This is a genomic window from Photobacterium jeanii, assembly GCF_001650345.1.
Taxonomy (GTDB): domain Bacteria; phylum Pseudomonadota; class Gammaproteobacteria; order Enterobacterales; family Vibrionaceae; genus Photobacterium; species Photobacterium jeanii.
Window position 1 is genome coordinate 47,253 of the sequence record NZ_LVHF01000025.1, and the last position, 20,278, is coordinate 67,530.

Below are 20,278 nucleotides of genomic sequence, written 5' to 3' on the forward strand. Positions count from 1 at the left end.
GTATGATGACAAAAAAAGTTGTTGTTTCATTAGCCTGGTTCTCCTTGCTTGGTGTGTTTGCACCGAGTGCTTGGGCCGCCGATCTTCTCTTTTCTCAGCCTATATTTATTTTCGCTATTGTTTTAGCCATGGTGGTCTTTGCTGGTTCAATACTGGCGTTGGTGTTCCACAACTCTGAACTCTTTTCTTTCCGTAAACTCTACTCGCTTCTTACTCACTTACCCATTGCCACTATGATAGTGCGCAGCAAAGATGGCTCTATCATGTACGGCAACAAAGCGTGCCGTGAGCTATTAGGGGTACGCAAAGTCGGCAGTAATTACTTCTATCCGCCAGAGATTGAAGCGCAGATGATGTGTGACATTTTGCGTCCGCACACCTCACAATCAAAATTTAGTAATTGGAAAGAGAAACTCCACTTTGCCGAGCGCGATCCGCTGACGGTATTGGTTTCGGGGCAGTATGTACGTTACAAATGGCAGCGTTCGTGGGTACTTTTTATCCATCCAGTATCGCCTGTTGATAGCGCGGAAGCAAAAAGTGAGCATGAGCATTTGGTCTTGAAAAGTGTGCTGAACTCGCTGTCTGAGCTGGTCTATTTTCAAGATAAGTCCGGCAAGGTGATCGGTACTAATAAAGCGTTCGATCGCTTTTGGCGCAACCGCCAAGATGAAGGGCTGATCGACAACATTGATGTGTCGTTAAAAAATAACTCCACCCATACGTGGACCACGGCTCCTGATGGCGCCAGTCGCTTGCTGGAAACCAATAAAACCGCTTTGATTGGTGATAATGGTGAAATCTTGGGGACGCTTAGCATCAGCCACGATGTGACCGAGTGGCATGAAATGCAAGAAAGCCTCAAGCAAGAAATTGAAAAGCGGGAGATCACCGAACAAGCACTGGAGCACAAAAACAACTTGCTCGATACCATTTTAAGCGCCAGTCAGGATCCTATTGGTTTATACAACGAACACTGGGTATATGTGGGGTGTAACGAACCCTTTGCCCGTGCGCTTGGGCATACCCAAGAGAGCTTATTGGGCAAAGTCGCGTCAGATGTGATTGAGCCGGATAAGTGGGAAGAGTTCCGCGTGGTGAATGAGCGGGTGATCCGCGAAGGGGTGACGGTGAAAACTGAGGACTATGTCACCATGGAAACCGGTGAACCTGTGTGGTACGAAGTGGCGACTTCACCGTACCGTGATCCTATCGATGGCACCGCTGGGGTGTTGGTGATGGGACGCGATGTCACCGAGCGTAAACACGCCGAACAACAGTTAGCAGATGCGATTATGGAGCTCCAAGAGATGAGCTTTGTTGATAGCCTGACCAAAGTCGCTAACCGCCGCAGTTTTGATGAGCACCTACGTAAGATGTGGCACGGTCATATTCGCGAGCAGCAGCCACTCACATTGATTTTATGTGATATCGATAACTTTAAAGCCTACAACGACAACTATGGTCACCAGCAAGGCGATCACGCATTGCGTGAGGTGGCGAAAGCCCTGAGCCAAGTGATCAAGCGTGAAACCGATGAAGTGGCTCGTTATGGTGGCGAAGAGTTTGCTTTCCTACTGCCGAATACCGATATGGATGGCGGTGAAGTGGTGGCTGCTAATATTCACCGCTATATTAAACAAACCGCGATTGCGCATGCGTTCTCTGAAGTGGACTCAGTGCTGACTGTCAGCTTAGGGGTAGCAACAGTGACGCCAATGCCGACCCAAGATTACGGTGAATTGGTGCGTATCGCCGATGTTGCGCTCTATAAAGCCAAAGCAGCGGGTCGAAATTGCACTATGGTGATGACAGATAATGAAGCCTTTGGTGTCTAGTGACTGACAGTGAACTTGATGAAAAACCTGCTTTTGCAGGTTTTTTTGTGCCTTGAGGTAGGAAGTGTGGTGCTATCCCTTGGGGAATTGGTGTCAGCCTTTTATGATAATGACAGAGATAGTGTTGGTGGTCATTAAGCGGATTATCAGCAGTCGCATGGCGGCATGAATAAAGTAATGGATTGAATAATGAAACAAATTAAAGTGCTGGCACAGTTCTATGTCGACTTGCTGGTCAAGCTAGGTTTGGTTCGCTTTAGCTTATTGCTAGCGTTGGCTTTGGTCGCTCTTGCCGTTGTAGTGCAAGTGGGCGTGACTTTAGTGTTACAAGGCGAAGTGAATGATATTGATATTGTTCGCTCGGTATTCTTTGGTCTGCTGATCACCCCATGGGCGGTGTATTTCTTGTCTGTGGTGGTTGAGCAGTTGGAAGACTCACGCCAGCGTTTATCAAAACTGGTGACCAAACTTGAAGAAATGCGCTCGCGTGACATGCAGCTTAATAACCAGCTGCAGGACAATATTAGTCAGCTTAACCAAGAAATTGAAGAGCGTGAGAAAGCCGAAGAAGCGCGTGAAATCGCGATGCAAGATTTGGAAAACGAAGTTTATCAACGCGAAAATGCCCAACTTGAGTTAGCTGAGCAAAGTGCCTTGCTAAAGTCTTTTTTAGATGCTTCGCCTGATTTGATTTATTACCGCAACGAAGCAGGGCAATTCTCTGGCTGCAACCGTGCGATGCAAGAGCTAACGGGAAAAACGGAAAAGCAGCTGGTGGGCTTAACGCCACACGATGTGTATAGCGAAGAAGTGGCGCGCAAAATTATTGAAACTGATCAGCAAGTCTTTAAGCAGAATCTGTCACTGACTTATGAGCAATGGCTAGAGTACCCCGATGGGCATAAAGCCGTATTCGAACTGCGCAAAGTACCTTTCTATAGCCGTGATGGTCGTCGTTTGGGTTTGATGGGCTTTGGTCGCGATATTACTGAACGTAAGCAATACCAAGATGCGCTGGAGAAAGCCAGCCGTGATAAAACGGCCTTTATCTCCACAATTAGCCATGAATTACGTACGCCACTCAACGGAATTGTTGGTTTGAGTCGGATGTTGCTTGAAAGCGAACTTAACGATGAACAGCGTGGTTATATGCGTACTGTTCACGTCAGTGCGATTACTTTGGGCAATATTTTCAACGACATTATCGACATGGATAAATCTGATCGCCGTCGTTTGGAGTTGCTGCCTAAATCGCTCGACTTCCACGAGTTTGTCGAGGAAATGGCGAACATTTCTAGCCTGATGGCGGAGCAAAAAGGGCTGCGTTTTGATCTCGAACGGCTGACTGAGCTGCCGCAATGTATTGAAGTCGACAGTACCCGCTTGCGCCAAGTGTTGTGGAACTTGATCAGTAACGCAACCAAGTTCACCAAAGAAGGTGGGGTGATCCTGTCGGTGAGCAGTGAAGTGGTTGACGATAACCAAGCGGAAATCGTGTTCGAAGTGGAAGATAGCGGGATTGGGATGCCGCACGATGAACTCGATAATATCTTCGCCATGTACTATCAAGTGAAAGACGAAAACAACAACCTTCATGCCGTGGGTACCGGGATTGGCTTAGCCGTTTCTCGCCAACTGGTACAGATGATGGGCGGAGATATCTCCGTGATGTCGGATGTTGGTGAAGGCAGTACTTTTATCGTGACGATCCGCGTACCGCTGGTGGAAGCGGTCGAAGAAGAAGAGACCATGCCTGAAGTGCCGCAAGCGAGTTTGCGTATTTTGATGGTCGAAGATATCGAGCTCAATATTACGGTCGCCAAAGCTTTACTCGAAAACCTTGGGCATAGCGTATCAGTGGCAATGCGTGGTCAAGAAGCGCTTGATATGTTCCAACCTGAGGACTTCGATTTAGTGCTTTTGGATATCCAACTGCCGGATATGACAGGGTTTGATATTGCGCAGCAGCTACGTGAGCAATTTACCCAGCTTCCGCCATTGGTTGCCCTGACGGCTAACGTGATCAGTGATAAGAGTGAATATTTGGCGAAGGGAATGGACGAAGTGCTCAGCAAGCCATTGAGTGTTAAAGCCATTACTGACGTGATTCAAACCAAGGTGCTGACATGCCCACTGTGTTTACCGGTTGATGATAGTGAAGCTCAAGATGATGCGCCAAGTGATGAAATGATCAACCAACTGCTTGATCTGGAAATGCTGGATTCTTATGTTGATATTGTTGGGACTAAGCCAGTACACGACAGTATCGCTATGTTTGAAAAGATGATGCCTGACTACCTTGCCATTCTTGATTCAAACATGACCGCCAAAGACCAAGATGGGATCAAGTTTGAGGCCCACAAAATCAAAGGGGCGGCAGGGTCGATTGGCTTGAAACACATTCAGCAGGTCGCGCAAAAAGCGCAGTCGCCAGACTTACCTGCATGGTGGGAAAATATTGATGACTGGGTCGATGAAATTAAGCACGGCTACAAACCGGATTTAGAGGTGCTTCGTAATTGGCTCGCACAAAAAGAGGATAACGCATGAAAGGATTGAAGTTAGCAGGGATATTGGCAACGGGTGCTTTGTTAGCGGCGTGCAGTGCGCAGCAACTAGGTAGTCAGGCACAGAGTTCGACGGATGTATGGCAAGCACCTGCGCAAGTTACTGTCGCGGCCGTTGCTGCTAAACTTGATAGTTACTTATGGCTTAACAGTATGCCTAGCGTAGGCGATAGTGCGAACAAAGGGTTATTAGCTTCGGTGAAGCTGGTGAGTACCAACGGACAAGCATTACCGAGCGATATTGAGGTGACCCAAGTGCTATTGGTTACGGATAAAGCGCAATGGCAAAACGAGAAACTGTTACCTATGACGACGATGGATAATGGTTTTGAAGTGATGTTACGTGACGGCCCTAGCTGGATGCCGGGTGAGGCTGTAGATATTGCGATGACATTTATCTACCAAGGGCAGCGCTATACTGTGACCCAACGTCAGGTGAAGATTGACCAAGTTTTCTAGCCTGATGTGGCTTAGATAACGGCATTAAAAAAGGCACGTTAGATAACGTGCCTTTTTCGTTTGGTTTGAACTGGCTTGCTTAGCGCAATCCGTTCGAAACTTATTCTTCGCCTAGATCGCCACAGAAGCGGTAACCTTCACCGTGGATCGTTGCGATGATCTCAGGGGTATCCGCTACTGACTCGAAGTGCTTACGGATACGACGAATAGTTACGTCAACCGTACGATCGTGTGGCTTAAGCTCACGACCAGTCATCTTCTTAAGCAGGTCAGCACGTGTTTGGATCTTGCCTGGGTTTTCACAGAAGTGAAGCAGGGCACGGAACTCAGAACGTGGTAGCTTGAATTGGTCACCGTTAGGACTAACAAGCGAACGGCTGTTGATCTCTAGCGACCAACCGTTGAATTCGTAACGTTCAACCAGCTTCTTCTCTTCAGTTGGAAGACCTTGGTTCATAGCACGAGTTAGCAAGTTGCGCGCACGGATAGTTAGCTCACGTGGGTTGAATGGTTTAGTGATGTAATCATCCGCACCAATTTCAAGACCCAAGATCTTATCAACTTCGTTATCACGGCCTGTTAGGAACATCAGCGCCATGTCGCCTTGCTCACGCAATTCACGCGCCAGTAACAACCCGTTTTTGCCTGGTAGGTTGATGTCCATGATCACAAGGTGAACATGGTGCTCTGAAAGCATTTGGTGCATTTCTGCGCCGTCGTTTGCTTCAAATACTGTGTAACCCTCAGCTTCGAAAATGCTCTTAAGGGTGTTACGTGTTACGTGCTCGTCTTCTACAATTAGAATATGAGGGGTTTGCATCGGCAGTACCTAATTAAAAACTGAATCTGGTAAAAAAAACAGAATAGTTAAATTCTATAAAAAAATTTCACATACAGGCAAAGTCTTCTACAAAAAATCACCGTTTATTGCTGCGCTAACTACCTGTTTGGTACGCCATCCTTAATCTTGATCGTTCGTTACTCATAACGACAAAATCGCCCCTAAAAGTGGGCATTGGCTACAATTCCCTTGGATGGCGATGATTTTAAGCACTTAACAGCACGCTAACAATATTGCTCTATTGTTTCAGTGCTGCTTTCTTGATATTTCTTGATTTATATCAAACAGAGTGATGAATCATTACGACTCCCGACAATGTTTAACAATCACTACAAATACGTCGTTATTGTGCTAGGTTGATCCTTGCCACCTGTAAACAGCTTTGATGGAAATTGCGAACTTTGCTTATGGATATCAAAGGACAACAACACTCTGTTTACGCTTGCTTTGCAATTCTAACAGCATTTACAGCTATTCGCATGGTTATTCAACATTCCCAATAAATAATAAATGGAAGTTATGTCGAGTAATCACACCAAAATTAACAATCATGCAATTGATTAGGTCAAATTGGTCATCTTACCTACACTGAGTACAAGGTAGTCGGTGTTGGTTTTAGCGCGGCGTTATCGGGTGCTCTCACCAAGATAAGGCATCGCTCAGCGATAGAAGAATAGTGAGAAGCGCATGCTGCCTGTATAAAATTGCTAATAATAATAAATGGTTAGGCTTAGTTGTGTTTTGATCTATGTCTTTATAAAGCTTAAATAAATTGCGAGCTATTAAGACGCTCAAATCAAAGGAGCATGAAATGAAAGATTTACTGCCCGATTTGTGTGATCACTACGAACAGGATGTTCGTTGGTTACCTCAGACATTTGTAGATTATGGTGGAAAGTCGATTTTTTTCGGGGAAGTGGTTACTTTACGCTGTTTTGAAGATAACAGCTTAGTGCGCGATATCGTTAGTCAGGATGGTAAAGGCAAAGTATTGTTTATTGACGGTCATGGTTCTTGTAATCGTGCGCTATTGGGTGATCAACTTGCGTTGCTAGCGGTGAAGAATGGTTGGCAGGGAATAGTTATCAATGGTGCTGCTCGTGATGTTGCTACCTTAGGTGACTTAGACTTGGGCGTTAAAGCCTTAGGGGCTTGCCCTATCAAAACCGTGAAGCGCCAGACTGGAGATCAAAACGTCACGCTTACCGTCGCACATACCATGATTTATCCAGGTGACTACCTTTACGCTGATCGTAATGGGGTATTGTTAAGTCGCGATGAGTTAGATTTATCCGTACTTTGATATCCGCCTTGATACGAGGGAACGAGGACCGAAAGAGTTGAGAAACAAAAAACGCTTGGTGATATCGCCAAGCGTTTGTGTTTGTTGAGTGCAATCATGCATCTTTACTAGAAACGAAAGCCAATCCCAAATTGGTAGATTTGCTCGAGATCTTCGTAGTCGATGGTCGCATGCAGGTTCACCTTATCGGTCACTTGATACTGACTTGAGACTTCCAACCCCATAGTGGCATCTTGATCCACTCTCTTTTCTGTCGTCACGGCACTGCGCAAGCTCATCTTGGGCGTGAGTTTATAGTTCACCCCTGAAAGCATGCCACGGCTGGCTGATTGATTATCATTGCCTGAGGTAAGGCGCGTACTCAAATACAGCTCAATATCGTTATTTAACGAATAGGCGTAGCCACTGTCGATTTGCCATAAATCAAATTGATCGGCATTTTTCGATTGTGAAGACATAAACCAACCCGATGGTGCATCGGTGTTGATCAGACTCAGTAGCTCTTTGTCTGCTGCTGTTGTTGGTAAGGCCACTACCAGCAGGGTTAATGTGAACAGCAAATTTCGCATTGCTTCACCTTCCCTGTTTATTGTTATTGGCTTTGTCGCAAAGTTGTTATCCATCTCTGCTTTTGTCATCAAAGCAGGAACAAAATGAGGGATGCGACACCGCTATTAATACTAGGACAGTTTTCCCAATATTGATATCCGGTCTCAAAGTTAATGAGAGGTGATACCGCGCCGATAGCTAGTGCTTTTTGTGGTTTGTGCGTCGGGTAACATAGTGTTGTGGTGATAAAAATATCAGTGGCAGGATTTCGAGCTAGTTATGCGGTGTGAGATAGCGCTAAAACATGTTTGTTCTTAATGTCAGTAACCGCGACAGCAAGGTTGTAACTTGCGATCGCGGCTGACGTTTAGCGATAAAAGATAAGATTATTGGCGAAAACGCTGCTTTTGCGGATACGGATAAACGTCTTCGTATTGTTGATTACTGATATTGCTTTGGAGCTGACGCCAATAACTGGCTTCAAAGAGATCGCTGTGAAGTTCGTTAAACAGGGCGCGAATTTTCGGGTTGATCAGCAAGAAGGTACGAAACTCTTCGGGGAAGACATCATTGACCCCAACGCTGTACCACGGTTCGGCTGCCATTTCATCTTCAGGGTAGCGCGGCGGTGGGATCTCTCGGAAGTTCATTTCAGTCATGTAACTGATTTCATCGTAATCATAAAATACCACCCGACCGTGACGAGTCACCCCGAAGTTCTTAAACAGCATGTCACCGGGGAAGATGTTCGCTGCCGCTAATTGTTTGATTGCCTTACCGTATTCGTCGACTGCGTGGCGTAAGTCATCGTCATTGGCTTGTTCAACATAGATATTGAACGGGATCATTCGCCTTTCCATGTAGAGGTGTTTGATCATCACGGTTTCATTATCAACATCGATAATTGATGGCGCGACATCCAGTAATTCCTCTAGCAGTTCATCGCTAAAGCGATCGCGGGCAAAACTAAAGTTGCGGTACTCTTGGGTATCCGCCATTCGACCTACGCGGTCGTGCTCTTTTACTAGTTTGTATTTCTCTTTGACGGTGTCGTGATTGATGTCTTTTTGCGGGGCGAATTTGTCTTTGATGATTTTAAAAACAAAGCCGTACGAAGGTAGAGTGAAAACCGACATCACCATCCCTTTGATCCCCTCAGCTGGAACAAATTGATCGTCTGATTGCTCTAAATGGCTGAGAAACTCGCGATAAAATTCGGTTTTCCCGTGTTTTTGACAGCCAATGGCAGTGTACAGCTCGGCTTTGGTTTTGTTGGGCATCAGTTCGCTAAGAAACTGCACCAGAGCCGCAGGAGCCGGGGCATACACCATGAAATAAGAGCGCGCAAAACCAAAGATAATGCTCATTTCGTCGACATCACACAGGCACGCATCAAGGTATAGCTCACCATTGGCGTTATTAAGCAGCGGTAAGACCAAAGGGTATTGCTGTTGGTTATCGAGTGTCAGGCGACCAATTAAGTAAGCGGCTTTGTTACGATAGAAGGGCTCGCGGATCAGTTCTAAGCTGGCACCGTGTGATAAGTGCTGCCCGAACAAGTGTTCGAGTCGTTGGCTTATTAGTGAGATATCCCGCGCTTTATCTTCCCAGCGGGAGGTAAATGGCGTGTCATCAAATAGGCGTTCAAACAGCGCCGTGATGCCATTATGCGCGTGGTATGTGCGAGTTAACGGGGTTGGGTAAGTTGGTAATCGCCCTTCTTGCGAACTGTGTACGAACAGTTTGTCGCGGTTGATATTGCGGTGTTCGAAGATTCGGCAGTACACCGAATTGAAGAAACTCTCGGCAATATCATACCTCGGATAATCCAATAATAAATCTTCATACGCCGACTTCACGGCCATTAAAAATTCCCGATTGGCATAGCGCTCACCGAGCATAATTTGAATTTGGCTGGTCACTAACCCAACGTGATTGGCGTAAAAGCTGATCCGCTTTTTAAGGGCTTGATGCACTGCTGGCCAATCACGTTGTTCGAATCGAGTTTGCGCTCCTGCGGTGACATCGAGGAAGCGTCCATACATGGCATCAAAGCCTTGTAAGATAGTGTGCGCGACAAGCTGTTCCATGGCTGCGGTCATTCGGCTCCCTCCGAAGTAGTGAATGGCTATGCGTTACAGCTGCATGCGAGGTGGTTGAGTTTTCAGCACATTTACATTTGTTCACTATGCAATGACTCGCGAGTAACTGCAATCAATAGTGGTGTTTTTTTATACGTATTACCAATATAGAGACAATAAAATTGTCGATTGTTAACGGGCGGATTGCATTGCTGAATCGAGGTTTGAATAAAAGAAATTGGTTGACTCATCATCAAATGTTCGGTAAACGTTAAGTAATCCAGCAATTTGAGAACGACTTTTAGTCATGATGAAAAACGTATTCAGCACAATGACCACCATTATTATTACCGGCACCACGGGGTGTTGGGGCTAGCTGATACGTAGAGAAAAGATCAGGAAAGCCCGCATCCCACACAGATGCGGGCTTTTTTTTAACTAAATTTAACCAAGATTATATTTAACCATTACGCACCATTTATGCAGTGCCGTTAACGATTAGGAAGTTGGGAGTAGGGAATGCGAGTATTAAAGTTTGGTGGTTCATCGTTGGCGGATGCCGACCGATTTTCAAGGGCGGCAGAGATCATTGCCAACAATGCGCGTCAGGGCGAGGTGTCGGTGGTGCTGTCGGCACCGGGCAAAGTGACCAACAAACTGGTCTCTGTGATTGATAATACGGTGGCGAATGGGGAAGCGGAATTACAGCTGGCGGATTTAGAGCAAGTTTTTCAAACCTTGTTTGCTGACTTGAAAGCGTTAGAGCCCAACCTTGATAAAGCGCTGCTTGATGGCAAGTTGGCTAGCTCATTAGGGCAACTTAAGCAGTATGTTCACGGTATCAAGCTGTTAGGTTTATGCCCAGATAATGTCTACGCTAAGATGATTTCCAAAGGTGAGCGACTGTCGATCGTGGCAATGAAGGCCATGCTTGAAGCTAAAGGACTCAAAGGCTTTTTGATTGATCCGGTGGAATACCTTCTGGCACACGGTGACTACCTTGAAGCCCATGTTGATATTGAAGTCTCGACTCAAAACTTTGCTCGTAACCCACTTCCGCAAGGTCATGTCAATATCATGCCGGGCTTTACCGCTGGTAATGAAAAAGGGGAGTTAGTAACCCTTGGTCGTAATGGTTCAGACTATTCAGCCGCTGTATTGGCTGCTTGTTTACGCGCTGAATGCTGTGAAATCTGGACGGATGTTGATGGCGTTTACAGTTGTGATCCGCGCCTTGTACCAGATGCACGCCAAATCAAATCATTGAGTTACCAAGAAGCGATGGAATTGTCGTACTTTGGTGCATCAGTGCTTCACCCAAAAACCATCGCCCCTATTGCTCAATTCCATATTCCTTGTCTGATTAAAAACAGCTTCAACCCGCAAGGCGCAGGTTCACTGATTGGTCAAGATACCGGTGAAGACAAGCTGGATATCAAAGGCATCACGACTTTAAAAGATCTGACAATGGTGAACGTGTCAGGCCCGGGAATGAAGGGCATGGTGGGTATGGCGAGTCGTGTGTTTGGTGCTATGTCTTTAGCTGGGGTATCGATTGTACTGATCACTCAGTCATCGTCGGAGTACAGCATCAGTTTCTGTATTGAAAGTGAAGATAAGCCTGCTGCGCAACAAGCGCTGCAAGATAGTTTCGAGCTTGAGCTAAAAGAAGGGTTACTTGAGCCAGTTGAGTTCTTGGACGATGTTGCCATCGTGACTTTGGTGGGGGATGGAATGCGCACCTCTCGTGGCATCGCCTCACGCTTCTTTACCTCATTGGCGGAAGTGAACGTCAATATTGTCGCGATTGCGCAGGGCTCTTCTGAGCGAGCGATTTCAGCGGTGATCCCCGCTGATAAGGTTTCAGAGTCGGTGAAGGCGTGTCACGAAAACTTGTTTAATAGTCAGCACTTCTTGGATGTCTTCGTAGTCGGTGTTGGCGGTGTCGGTGGTGAGCTGGTGGATCAGATCCAACGTCAACAGCGTAAACTGGCTGACAAAGGCATAGTGATCCGGGTGTGTGGTTTGGCAAACAGCCGTGGCATGTTACTCGATAGTAGTGGTTTAGCCTTAGATAACTGGCGCGATCAAATGGGACAAGCCGATCAGTCGTTTGCGCTAGCTAGCCTGATCCAATTGGTGCAGCGTAACCACATTATTAACCCTGTGATCATCGATTGTACTTCAGACCAAGGGATTGCCGATCAGTATGCTGATTTTCTCAGCGCGGGCTTTCACGTGATCACCCCAAACAAAAAATCCAATACCGCGAGCATGGCGTACTACCATCAATTGCGTCAGGCAGCGCGTGCAACTCGTCGTAAATTTATGTATGACACCACGGTAGGCGCAGGCTTACCTGTGATTGAAAACTTACAGAACTTGTTAGCTGCTGGTGATGAGCTGTCGCGATTTTCAGGGATCTTGTCGGGTTCTTTGTCATACATCTTTGGTAAGTTAGATGACGGTATGAGCTTTAGCGAAGCGACAACCGTAGCACGCAATAATGGCTTCACTGAACCTGATCCGCGTGATGATTTATCAGGGATGGATGTGGCGCGTAAGTTACTTATTTTGGCGCGTGAGTCAGGCCTTGCGTTAGAGCTTGATGATGTGGAAGTTGAACAAGCGTTGCCACCAGGCTTTGATGCTAGCGGTTCGGTGGATGATTTTATGGCTCGTCTACCTGAAGCCGATGCGTATTTTGCTAAGTTATCAGAACAAGCTGCTAGCGAGGGCAAAGTATTACGCTATGTGGGTGAAATCGATCAAGGTCAATGCAAAGTGAAGCTTGCTGCGGTCGATGGTGATGACCCTATGTTTAAAATTAAAGACGGCGAGAATGCGTTGGCATTTTACAGTCGCTATTACCAGCCAATCCCGTTAGTGCTACGTGGTTACGGGGCGGGTACTGAAGTTACAGCCGCTGGGGTATTTGCGGACTTGATGCGTACATTAGGTTGGAAGTTAGGGGTTTAAGATGAGTGTTGTAGTTTATGCGCCAGCCTCGATTGGCAATGTCAGCGTGGGGTTTGATGTTTTAGGGGCGGCTGTCTCGCCGATTGATGGCACCTTGCTTGGTGATCGCGTAAAAGTGGAAAGCTATGATGCACCTTTTGCACTGCAATGTGTAGGTAGTTTTGTCGCTAAGCTGCCTGAAAATGTGGAAGACAATATTGTATTTGATTGTTGGCAAGTGTTTGCGCGTGAGCTGGACAATAAAGGGCTGGCAGTCAAACCGCTGAAAATGACTCTTGAGAAAAACATGCCGATTGGTTCTGGGTTAGGCTCTAGTGCGTGCTCAGTGGTTGCAGCGCTGGATGCCCTTAACCAGTTTCATGATTTGCCGCTGTCGGAAAATGAACTGCTAGCGCTGATGGGCGAAATGGAAGCCAAGATTTCCGGTAGTCTCCACTATGACAACGTGGCACCGTGTTATCTCGGTGGCTTGCAGTTTATGGTGGAAGAGCTGGGTGTGATCAGCCAAGCCATCCCGTCGTTTGATGACTGGTATTGGGTGATGGCGTACCCGGGGATCAAAGTCTCTACTGCAGAAGCGCGTGCCATTTTGCCCTCGCAATACCGTCGCCAAGATGTGATTGCTCATGGTCGTCATTTGGCAGGCTTTATTCATGCCTGTTATTCGCAGCAACCTGCGTTAGCTGCCAAGATGATCAAAGACGTGGTGGCGGAGCCTTATCGCGAGCAATTACTCCCTAGTTTTGCGAACGCTCGTGAATACGCCTTACAAGCTGGCGCACTGGCACATGGCATTTCGGGATCAGGACCAACCATGTTCACCGTGTGTGATAGTTTAGAAGTTGCTGAACGTGTCGCGCGTTGGCAGCAGGAAAATTACGTTCAAAATGATGAAGGATTTGTCCATGTCTGTCGCCTCGACAGTCAGGGCTCAAAAGTAACAGGAAGTGAGCTATAACCATGAAGCTGTATAACTTAAAGCAACACCAAGAGCAGGTCTCGTTCGGTCAAGCGGTTCGCCAAGGTTTGGGGAGTCAACAAGGTTTATTTTTCCCATCTGAGCTGCCTGAATTAGGTGATATCGATGCCTTGCTTGAGATGGACTTTGTTAGTCGCAGTAGCAAGATTTTATCAGCCTTCATTGGTGAAGAGCTCGATTCAGCCACAGTTAATGACATGGTGGCGAATGCCTTTCAGTTTGGTGCACCAGTTGCCAAGGTGAAAGACAATGTCTACGCCTTAGAGTTATTTCACGGTCCAACCTTGGCGTTTAAAGATTTCGGTGGCCGCTTTATGGCCCAATCGTTGGCGGCTGTTAGTGATGGTGACGGTAAAATCACTATTCTGACCGCAACGTCGGGCGATACAGGGGCGGCGGTCGCTCATGCTTTTTATGGGATGGAAAACATCAAGGTCGTGATCCTTTATCCGAAAGGTAAAATCAGCCCGCTTCAAGAAAAGCTGTTCTGCACTCTTGGCGGTAACATTACTACCGTAGCGGTGAATGGCACTTTTGATGATTGTCAGGCGTTAGTGAAACAAGCTTTTGATGATGCAGAACTGCGTCAAGATGTGGGATTAAACTCGGCAAACTCGATCAATATTAGTCGTCTGATGGCGCAGATCTGCTATTACTTTGAAGCTGTAGCGCAACTGCCGAAAGCAGCGCGAGGCGAGTTGGTTTTCTCAGTGCCGAGTGGTAATTTTGGTAACCTCACCGCAGGTATGTTGGCTAAAGCCTTAGGTCTGCCAGTAAAACGTTTTGTGGTTGCGACCAATGCCAACGATACCGTTCCACGTTATCTGCAAAGTGGGGAATGGTCACCCAATATGACGATTCCGACTATTTCCAATGCGATGGATGTCAGTGAGCCCAATAACTGGCCGCGTATCGAAGAATTATGCCAAGTCAAAGGCTGGCCACTGAGTGACTTAGCCCACGGCGCCGTGTCTGATCAGCAAGCGGCAGAAAGCTTACAAGCGATGCATGAATTAGGTTACTTGTGCGAACCGCATGGTGCAATTGCTTATCGTGTGTTGGACCAGCAACTAAAGGCGGGTGAAACAGGCTTGTTCTTATGTACTGCGCATCCGGCTAAGTTCATCGAAGTGGTGGAAGAGATCTTAGGACAGTCGATTGAGCTACCAGAAACACTGGCGAAACACGGTGCAATGGAATTGCTCTCACTAGAACGTGATGCCAACTTTGAACAGCTTAAAACTGTGCTTTACCAAGCACAGGACTAACCATTTTAACTCTTATGCATAAGAAAAAACGGTAACCCTTGGGTTACCGTTTTTTTATCAAGGCTGGCTTGTTGTGCCGTTAGGATTAAGCTTCTTCTTGAACGGCAGCTGCTTGGGTATTACCTTGCTTTGCAAAGCGGTTAACCCACAGTGAGATTGCCCCGTCACCTGTGATGTTACAGGCAGTACCAAAGCTATCTTGTGCCATGTAAAGCGCAATCATCAGTGCTAATTCCGCTTCACCAAAACCTAGCATAGTCGACATTAAGCCAAGCGCCGCCATAACCGCACCGCCTGGAGCACCCGGTGCTGCAATCATGGTGACACCTAACATCATGATGAAAGGTAACATTTCCCATAAGCTTGGGATCGCGATGTGTTGACTCAGTGCCATTACAGCTGTTGAGCAGGTCACCAAGGTAATGGTTGAACCTGATAGGTGGATAGTGGCACAAAGCGGAATGGTGAAGTTCGCGATGGAGTCATCAACACCGTTGACTTTGGTTTGGCGCAAAGTCACAGGAATAGTCGCCGCTGAAGACATAGTACCCACGGCAGTGAAGTAAGCAGGTAGCATGTTTTTGATGAGTGAGAATGGCTGACGACCAACCGCAAGACCCGTGATCACGTATTGAATGGTGATCCATACCCAGTGCATAACGATAGCCAGTGCTAGCACCATACCGAACGTTTTTAAGGTTGTGAATACAGTACCTTGTGCTGCCATCTCGGCAAATACACCAGAGATGTACAGTGGTAAGAATGGAATGATTACTTTTGATAGCAGTAGATCAATGACGCTGCGGCTTTCATCTGCAATTTTACGTAGGTTTTGACTATCAGTAATACTGATCCCCATACCAAAGAGGAAAGCAGTAGCAAGCGCAGTCATAACCCCAAATAAAGGCGGGATCTCTAGGGTAATAAAGCTGGTTAGGGCATGAGCGCTATCAGTGTTGGTGGCGGTTGGTTCTGGAATACCAGAAATCACAAAGCTAGCAACAATAAAGGCGAGGCTGCCGGCAATAATGGTTGAACCATAAGAAAGGGCAACTGTTTTACTAAGTAGCGAACCGGAGTTTTTCGGCAAACTGGCGATACCGCTGGTGATGTAGCAAAGAATAATTAATGGGATGGTAAATCCGATTAGCTGACCACCAAGTAGTTTGATCGTCAGTAAGACGCGAATGATTGCATCTGGCGCGTAAAATCCAAGTAAGATACCGATCAAAATACCAGCAATCAGTTTAAGGATTAACTTCATAACGCAGGCTCCTGAGGTGAACATCGTGGATAAGTTATGTTTGCATTGCTTATTATCAATTTGATTGATAGTTAGACAATGCTGATAAACTACGCTATTTGTGGTTTTATTCTCTGCTATTTGTCTAATATTGAGACAAATGTTTTACGTTGATTAAAATATGTGAAGCTGATAACTGCGGAATGTAAATGTGTTGTTGCTCGGTGGTGGTTACTGTGAAAATGCTCGAAAAGCGGAAGGAAAAGCAGTGGGGAGAGTGATAATAAAAAACGGCACCGAGTGGCACCGTTTTATCTATTCATAACTAACTATGGATTATAGAGAGTTAGTGAAAGTACGTGCGATAACGTCGCGTTGCTGCTCTTGAGTTAGAGAGTTAAAGCGAACAGCGTAACCAGAAACACGGATTGTTAGCTGTGGGTATTTCTCTGGGTGCGCAGCAGCGTCTTCTAGTGTTTCACGCTTAAGAACGTTCACGTTTAGGTGCTGACCGCCTTCGATTTTAGCTGGAGCTTCGATAGCAACTTCACGGCTCTCGTACTCACCTAGGTCTGCAGCTGGGATAACTTGGTCAGCTTCAAAACCTGCAGAAGCAGCAACACAACGTGCTTCGTTAGTTTCGCTGTCTAGTAGCCAGATTGAGTTTAGTAGATCGTCGTTAGCTGATTTAGTGATCTGAATACCTGTGATCATGACTTACTCCTTCAAAGGATTGTAGTTAATTTTTTCGATTAATGTCGAGCTGGTCGTATTATATATGTGTTTAGATTAAAAATGGTATTGATTTAGATCAAATAACCACAAAAAACCTCAAAAACTTTAAGGGTGTTTTCTTGAGCTATATCAATAGAACCTCAAATTTGTTGAATTGTTAGCCTCTTTTTATAATTTAAAATAATTTTTAACTTTCATTTGTAATTTTATTACTACATTTTTGTGCGTTAAATTTACTCAATTCCTTGTATTTAGCTGGTTGTGATTACCCATTTTGTTGTAATTGTCGTGCAAAAGTAACAGTCCAATAAAAAGGGAAGATTGCAGGGATGGCATTGGTTAGAATGCGCGTCAAATAACGATGAATGAGCAAGAGTTAGGAAATCAAAATGAAGTTATTAGGCGCCCATGTTTCAGCCGCTGGCGGCGTTCATAATGCACCGCAAAATGCATCGGCAATTGGAGCGAATGCTTTTGCCCTTTTCACTAAGAATCAGCGTCAGTGGGTAGCGAAACCGCTAGAGCAAGACGTGATCAATAAGTTCAAAGCCTGTTGCCAGCTGCTAGGTTTCGGTCCTGAAGCGATTTTGCCGCACGATTCATACCTAATTAACCTTGGTGCTCCTGAGACCGAGAAGTTAGAAAAGTCGCGTAATGCCTTTATTGATGAGATGGAGCGTTGCCAGCAGCTTGGTCTAACACTCCTTAACTTCCACCCAGGCAGTCATTTAAAGAAAATTGCTGAGCAGGAGTGCCTGTCGTTGATTGCTGAATCGATCAATATGGCACATGCCGCTGTACCTGATGTGGTTGCTGTAATTGAGAATACCGCGGGTCAGGGCAGCAATATGGGCTGGCGATTTGAGCATCTGGCTGAAATTATTGATCAAGTTGAAGATAAATCACGGGTTGGAGTGTGTATCGATACCTGTCACGCGTTTGCGGCTGGCTACGATTTACGAACCGAAGCGGCAACCGAGGCAACTTTTGCTGAATTTGATCAAGTGGTCGGGATGCAATATCTACGTGGAATGCACTTGAACGACTCTAAAGGAAAGCTAGGTAGTCACCTCGACCGTCACCATAGCCTAGGCGAAGGTGAGATTGGCTGGGATTGCTTCCGCTTCCTAATGCAAGATAAGCGTTTCGATAATATGCCATTAGTGCTTGAAACCATTAATCCTGACATCTGGCAACAAGAGCTCACTACGCTGCGCTCGTTTATTCCTGCCGCTTAATCTACCAAGCTAACGACCACTTCATCAGTGCACCACAAGTATGCGACTTGCTTATTTGTGGTGCCGAGCGTGAGCGTTCTTATCTCTTTATTGTGTACTTTGTTATTTTAATGCTTTGTATCTAAAGGCTTATTTTTAGGAGGGGAAATGTTGGCATTTATCTTTCATTGATTGTAGTGAGAGAAAGAGAGGAGGTTTTCCCATGATTAATATCGAAGTGCTCATTTTATTTGCAGGCTATTCAGCTCAGTTGCCACAAGCATATCGCCCTGTGCAGGGGCGAGGTCACTGGCGTACACCTATAGTGCCTCATAAATAGCGTCTGTGTTATGCGGTGCGTATAACCTTGCAGATACATCAATCAAGTAGTGTTAAGACGTATGGCTGTTAATGAGGGTAGGGCTATTGCTGGCTGTTGGCGAGATTCTTCCTTAAACTAAGGCGCATTCTATAACAACGTTATGTATAACGTTTTGCTAATGAGTTAGGTGCGCACCATGAGTCAGGCATACAGCTGGCAAACCCTTTTTGATCACGAGCAGTCACAAGATTATTTTCAACATATCGAGCAACATGTGGCGCAAGAGCGTGCCGCAGGCAAAGCGATTTATCCAGCCGCTGATGACGTCTTCAACGCATTTGAAACCACTCCTTTTGATCAAGTAAAAGTGGTGATCTTAGGGCAAGACCCTTATCACGGGCCGAACCAAGCTCACGGCCTTAGCTTCTCTGTATTACCGGGAGTGAAAGCGCCGCCATCGCTTGCCAATATGTATAAAGAGTTGGCGACCGATATCGATGGTTTCACTGTTCCTAATCATGGCTATTTGCAGTCATGGGCAGAGCAAGGAGTGTTATTACTCAATACCGTGTTGACGGTAGAGCAAGGTAAAGCCCACTCTCATGCCAAAATCGGCTGGGAGCAATTTACCGATCGTGTGATTGAAGCGCTTAATCAACACGGTGAAGGCATTATCTTCTTGTTGTGGGGCGCGCATGCCCAGAAGAAAGGGAAGAAAATTGATACCGAGCGTCACCATGTTCTGACATCAGCACACCCATCACCGTTATCGGCTTATCGTGGCTTCTTTGGTTGCCAGCATTTCTCGCAGACTAATATGCTACTTTCCCAGATGAATAAATCACCAATTGATTGGCGCTTAAAAGATATTGCTTAATATTTCATCAAAATTGGTGGTTTTATTCGTATTGCAGCTTTAATAATCAGGATCAATCCGTCGTCTAATATCCTCTCGTACGCTTAAAGTAACGTGTTGAAAATCAATGTTACAGACCAGTCAGGTCAAGGAAGTGCTTGATCAGGGAAGAATCGGTCATCACAGATCGAAAAGCGGGAGGTCGCTATGATGTTAGAAACAATCCACGCCGAGCATGGGTATATCAATCGACTGCTGAATATTTTGCAGCAAAAGTTGGTCGCCATAGAGCAAGGCAAAACGGTTAATTACAGCTTGCTCAAAGATATTGTTGAGTATCTTCACCAACATGCTGAGCAATGCCATCACCCTAAAGAAGATGTGATTTATCATTATTATCTTGAACACTACGGGGATAAAGAAACCATTGCTCAGCTGGATTTAGAGCATGAGGAGCTGGCGAAACTGACCCAAGCCTTTGCCGATACCGTTGATATGATCTTGATGGATGCGGTGATCCCACTTGATGTATTTGCCGAAAAACTCAATCAATTTGTGCTTCGTCAACGAGAGCATTTGCAGTTTGAAGAACGCCAAGTGCTGCCGTTGATCCGTCGCCATTTCACGACCCAAGACTGGGTAAATGTGGCTGAGCTATATCAAGAGTGCGAGTGTGATCCCTTGTTTGGTGAGCAAGTCGCGCCTCGTTATCAGCGCCTACACGAACACATGTCGGCTTAATCCTGCATTTCAAATGAAAGCGCCAGCATCAATGCTGGCGCTTGGTAATGGGGTTATTGGTGGTTAATAGTTGAGAAGATCGTCCGTGTTGTCACGGAACATATCAATACCATCGAGTTCTTTTTGAAGTCGTTGTCTGTCCTTTAATGCTTCAATTTCACGCCACTTACGCTTTACCGGCTTACTGCGGGTACTGCGTGCTGGACGCTCGATTGCAAGAATGTCGTCGAATGCGTCGTTGTCCATAATTAGCACCTCTTTCCTTACAGTGTTAAAGCAATCGCTAAATGCTGGATATTT

General features: G+C 46.0%; 16 protein-coding genes. 10 read left to right on the forward strand and 6 right to left on the reverse strand.

Annotated elements, in window-relative coordinates; genetic code table 11:
- Window positions 1–2 precede the first annotated feature (2 nt).
- The 3 genes from A3K86_RS11075 to A3K86_RS11085 all read left to right on the forward strand — a co-directional run bounded on the left by A3K86_RS11075 (window position 3) and on the right by A3K86_RS11085 (window position 4,864).
- The gene (locus tag A3K86_RS11075) at window positions 3–1,838 is read left to right on the forward strand and encodes a GGDEF domain-containing protein (RefSeq protein ID WP_084406589.1); all 1,836 of its coding nucleotides are present in this window, start codon (window positions 3–5) and stop codon (window positions 1,836–1,838) included.
- Between the two features lie 189 nt (window positions 1,839–2,027).
- Window positions 2,028–4,388, forward strand: a complete 2,361-nt coding sequence (gene arcB, locus A3K86_RS11080) for an aerobic respiration two-component sensor histidine kinase ArcB (protein ID WP_068330962.1) — start codon at window positions 2,028–2,030, stop codon at window positions 4,386–4,388.
- On the forward strand, window positions 4,385–4,864 hold the full coding sequence (locus tag A3K86_RS11085; RefSeq protein ID WP_068330963.1) for a hypothetical protein: 480 nt from the start codon (window positions 4,385–4,387) through the stop codon (window positions 4,862–4,864). The genes arcB and A3K86_RS11085 overlap by 4 nt, the downstream gene beginning before the upstream one ends.
- Before the next feature lie 100 nt (window positions 4,865–4,964).
- Here A3K86_RS11085 and arcA read toward each other — a convergent pair whose 3' ends face one another.
- Window positions 4,965–5,684, reverse strand: a complete 720-nt coding sequence (gene arcA, locus A3K86_RS11090; RefSeq protein ID WP_068330964.1) for a two-component system response regulator ArcA — start codon at window positions 5,682–5,684, stop codon at window positions 4,965–4,967.
- A gap of 832 nt (window positions 5,685–6,516) precedes the next feature.
- On the opposite strand from arcA, the gene A3K86_RS11095 reads away from it, so the two are divergent.
- On the forward strand, window positions 6,517–7,008 hold the full coding sequence (locus A3K86_RS11095; RefSeq protein WP_068330965.1) for a putative 4-hydroxy-4-methyl-2-oxoglutarate aldolase: 492 nt from the start codon (window positions 6,517–6,519) through the stop codon (window positions 7,006–7,008).
- 107 nt (window positions 7,009–7,115) lie between these two features.
- Here A3K86_RS11095 and A3K86_RS11100 read toward each other — a convergent pair whose 3' ends face one another.
- Window positions 7,116–7,577 carry a hypothetical protein gene (locus A3K86_RS11100; RefSeq protein ID WP_068330966.1) on the reverse strand — a complete coding sequence of 154 codons (462 nt, stop codon included), beginning with the start codon at window positions 7,575–7,577 and terminating at the stop codon, window positions 7,116–7,118.
- A gap of 366 nt (window positions 7,578–7,943) precedes the next feature.
- Window positions 7,944–9,659: a bifunctional isocitrate dehydrogenase kinase/phosphatase gene (aceK, locus tag A3K86_RS11105; protein WP_068330967.1), complete on the reverse strand. Its 1,716-nt coding sequence runs from the start codon at window positions 9,657–9,659 to the stop codon at window positions 7,944–7,946.
- A gap of 498 nt (window positions 9,660–10,157) precedes the next feature.
- On the opposite strand from aceK, the gene thrA reads away from it, so the two are divergent.
- The 3 genes from thrA to thrC are packed head-to-tail and all read left to right on the forward strand — an operon-like array spanning window position 10,158 to window position 14,864.
- Window positions 10,158–12,617 (forward strand): bifunctional aspartate kinase/homoserine dehydrogenase I, encoded by a 2,460-nt coding sequence (thrA, locus tag A3K86_RS11110; RefSeq protein ID WP_068330968.1) that lies wholly within the window; start codon window positions 10,158–10,160, stop codon window positions 12,615–12,617.
- Window position 12,618: 1 nt separating this feature from the next.
- Window positions 12,619–13,575 (forward strand): homoserine kinase, encoded by a 957-nt coding sequence (thrB, locus tag A3K86_RS11115; protein ID WP_068330969.1) that lies wholly within the window; start codon window positions 12,619–12,621, stop codon window positions 13,573–13,575.
- Window positions 13,576–13,577: 2 nt separating this feature from the next.
- The gene (gene thrC, locus A3K86_RS11120) at window positions 13,578–14,864 is read left to right on the forward strand and encodes a threonine synthase (protein WP_068330970.1); all 1,287 of its coding nucleotides are present in this window, start codon (window positions 13,578–13,580) and stop codon (window positions 14,862–14,864) included.
- An 85-nt stretch (window positions 14,865–14,949) separates the two neighbouring features.
- Here the strand turns inward: thrC and A3K86_RS11125 are convergent, their stop codons facing one another.
- Window positions 14,950–16,128: a dicarboxylate/amino acid:cation symporter gene (locus A3K86_RS11125; protein ID WP_068330971.1), complete on the reverse strand. Its 1,179-nt coding sequence runs from the start codon at window positions 16,126–16,128 to the stop codon at window positions 14,950–14,952.
- Between the two features lie 315 nt (window positions 16,129–16,443).
- A complete protein-coding gene (grcA, locus tag A3K86_RS11130) occupies window positions 16,444–16,821 on the reverse strand; it encodes an autonomous glycyl radical cofactor GrcA (RefSeq protein ID WP_068330972.1) in 378 nt (125 codons plus the stop codon).
- Between the two features lie 410 nt (window positions 16,822–17,231).
- Between grcA and nfo the strand changes: the two genes are divergently transcribed.
- The 3 genes from nfo (at window position 17,232) to A3K86_RS11145 (ending at window position 19,978) form a co-directional block, all read left to right on the forward strand.
- Window positions 17,232–18,080, forward strand: a complete 849-nt coding sequence (gene nfo, locus A3K86_RS11135; RefSeq protein WP_068330973.1) for a deoxyribonuclease IV — start codon at window positions 17,232–17,234, stop codon at window positions 18,078–18,080.
- 497 nt (window positions 18,081–18,577) lie between these two features.
- Window positions 18,578–19,258: a uracil-DNA glycosylase gene (gene ung, locus A3K86_RS11140; RefSeq protein WP_068330974.1), complete on the forward strand. Its 681-nt coding sequence runs from the start codon at window positions 18,578–18,580 to the stop codon at window positions 19,256–19,258.
- A 186-nt stretch (window positions 19,259–19,444) separates the two neighbouring features.
- Complete coding sequence (locus A3K86_RS11145; RefSeq protein ID WP_068330975.1) at window positions 19,445–19,978, forward strand: hemerythrin domain-containing protein; 534 nt, start codon at window positions 19,445–19,447, stop codon at window positions 19,976–19,978.
- Window positions 19,979–20,041: 63 nt separating this feature from the next.
- Here the strand turns inward: A3K86_RS11145 and A3K86_RS11150 are convergent, their stop codons facing one another.
- Window positions 20,042–20,224 (reverse strand): DUF3545 family protein, encoded by a 183-nt coding sequence (locus A3K86_RS11150; RefSeq protein ID WP_068330976.1) that lies wholly within the window; start codon window positions 20,222–20,224, stop codon window positions 20,042–20,044.
- Between the last annotated feature and the right edge of the window lie 54 nt (window positions 20,225–20,278).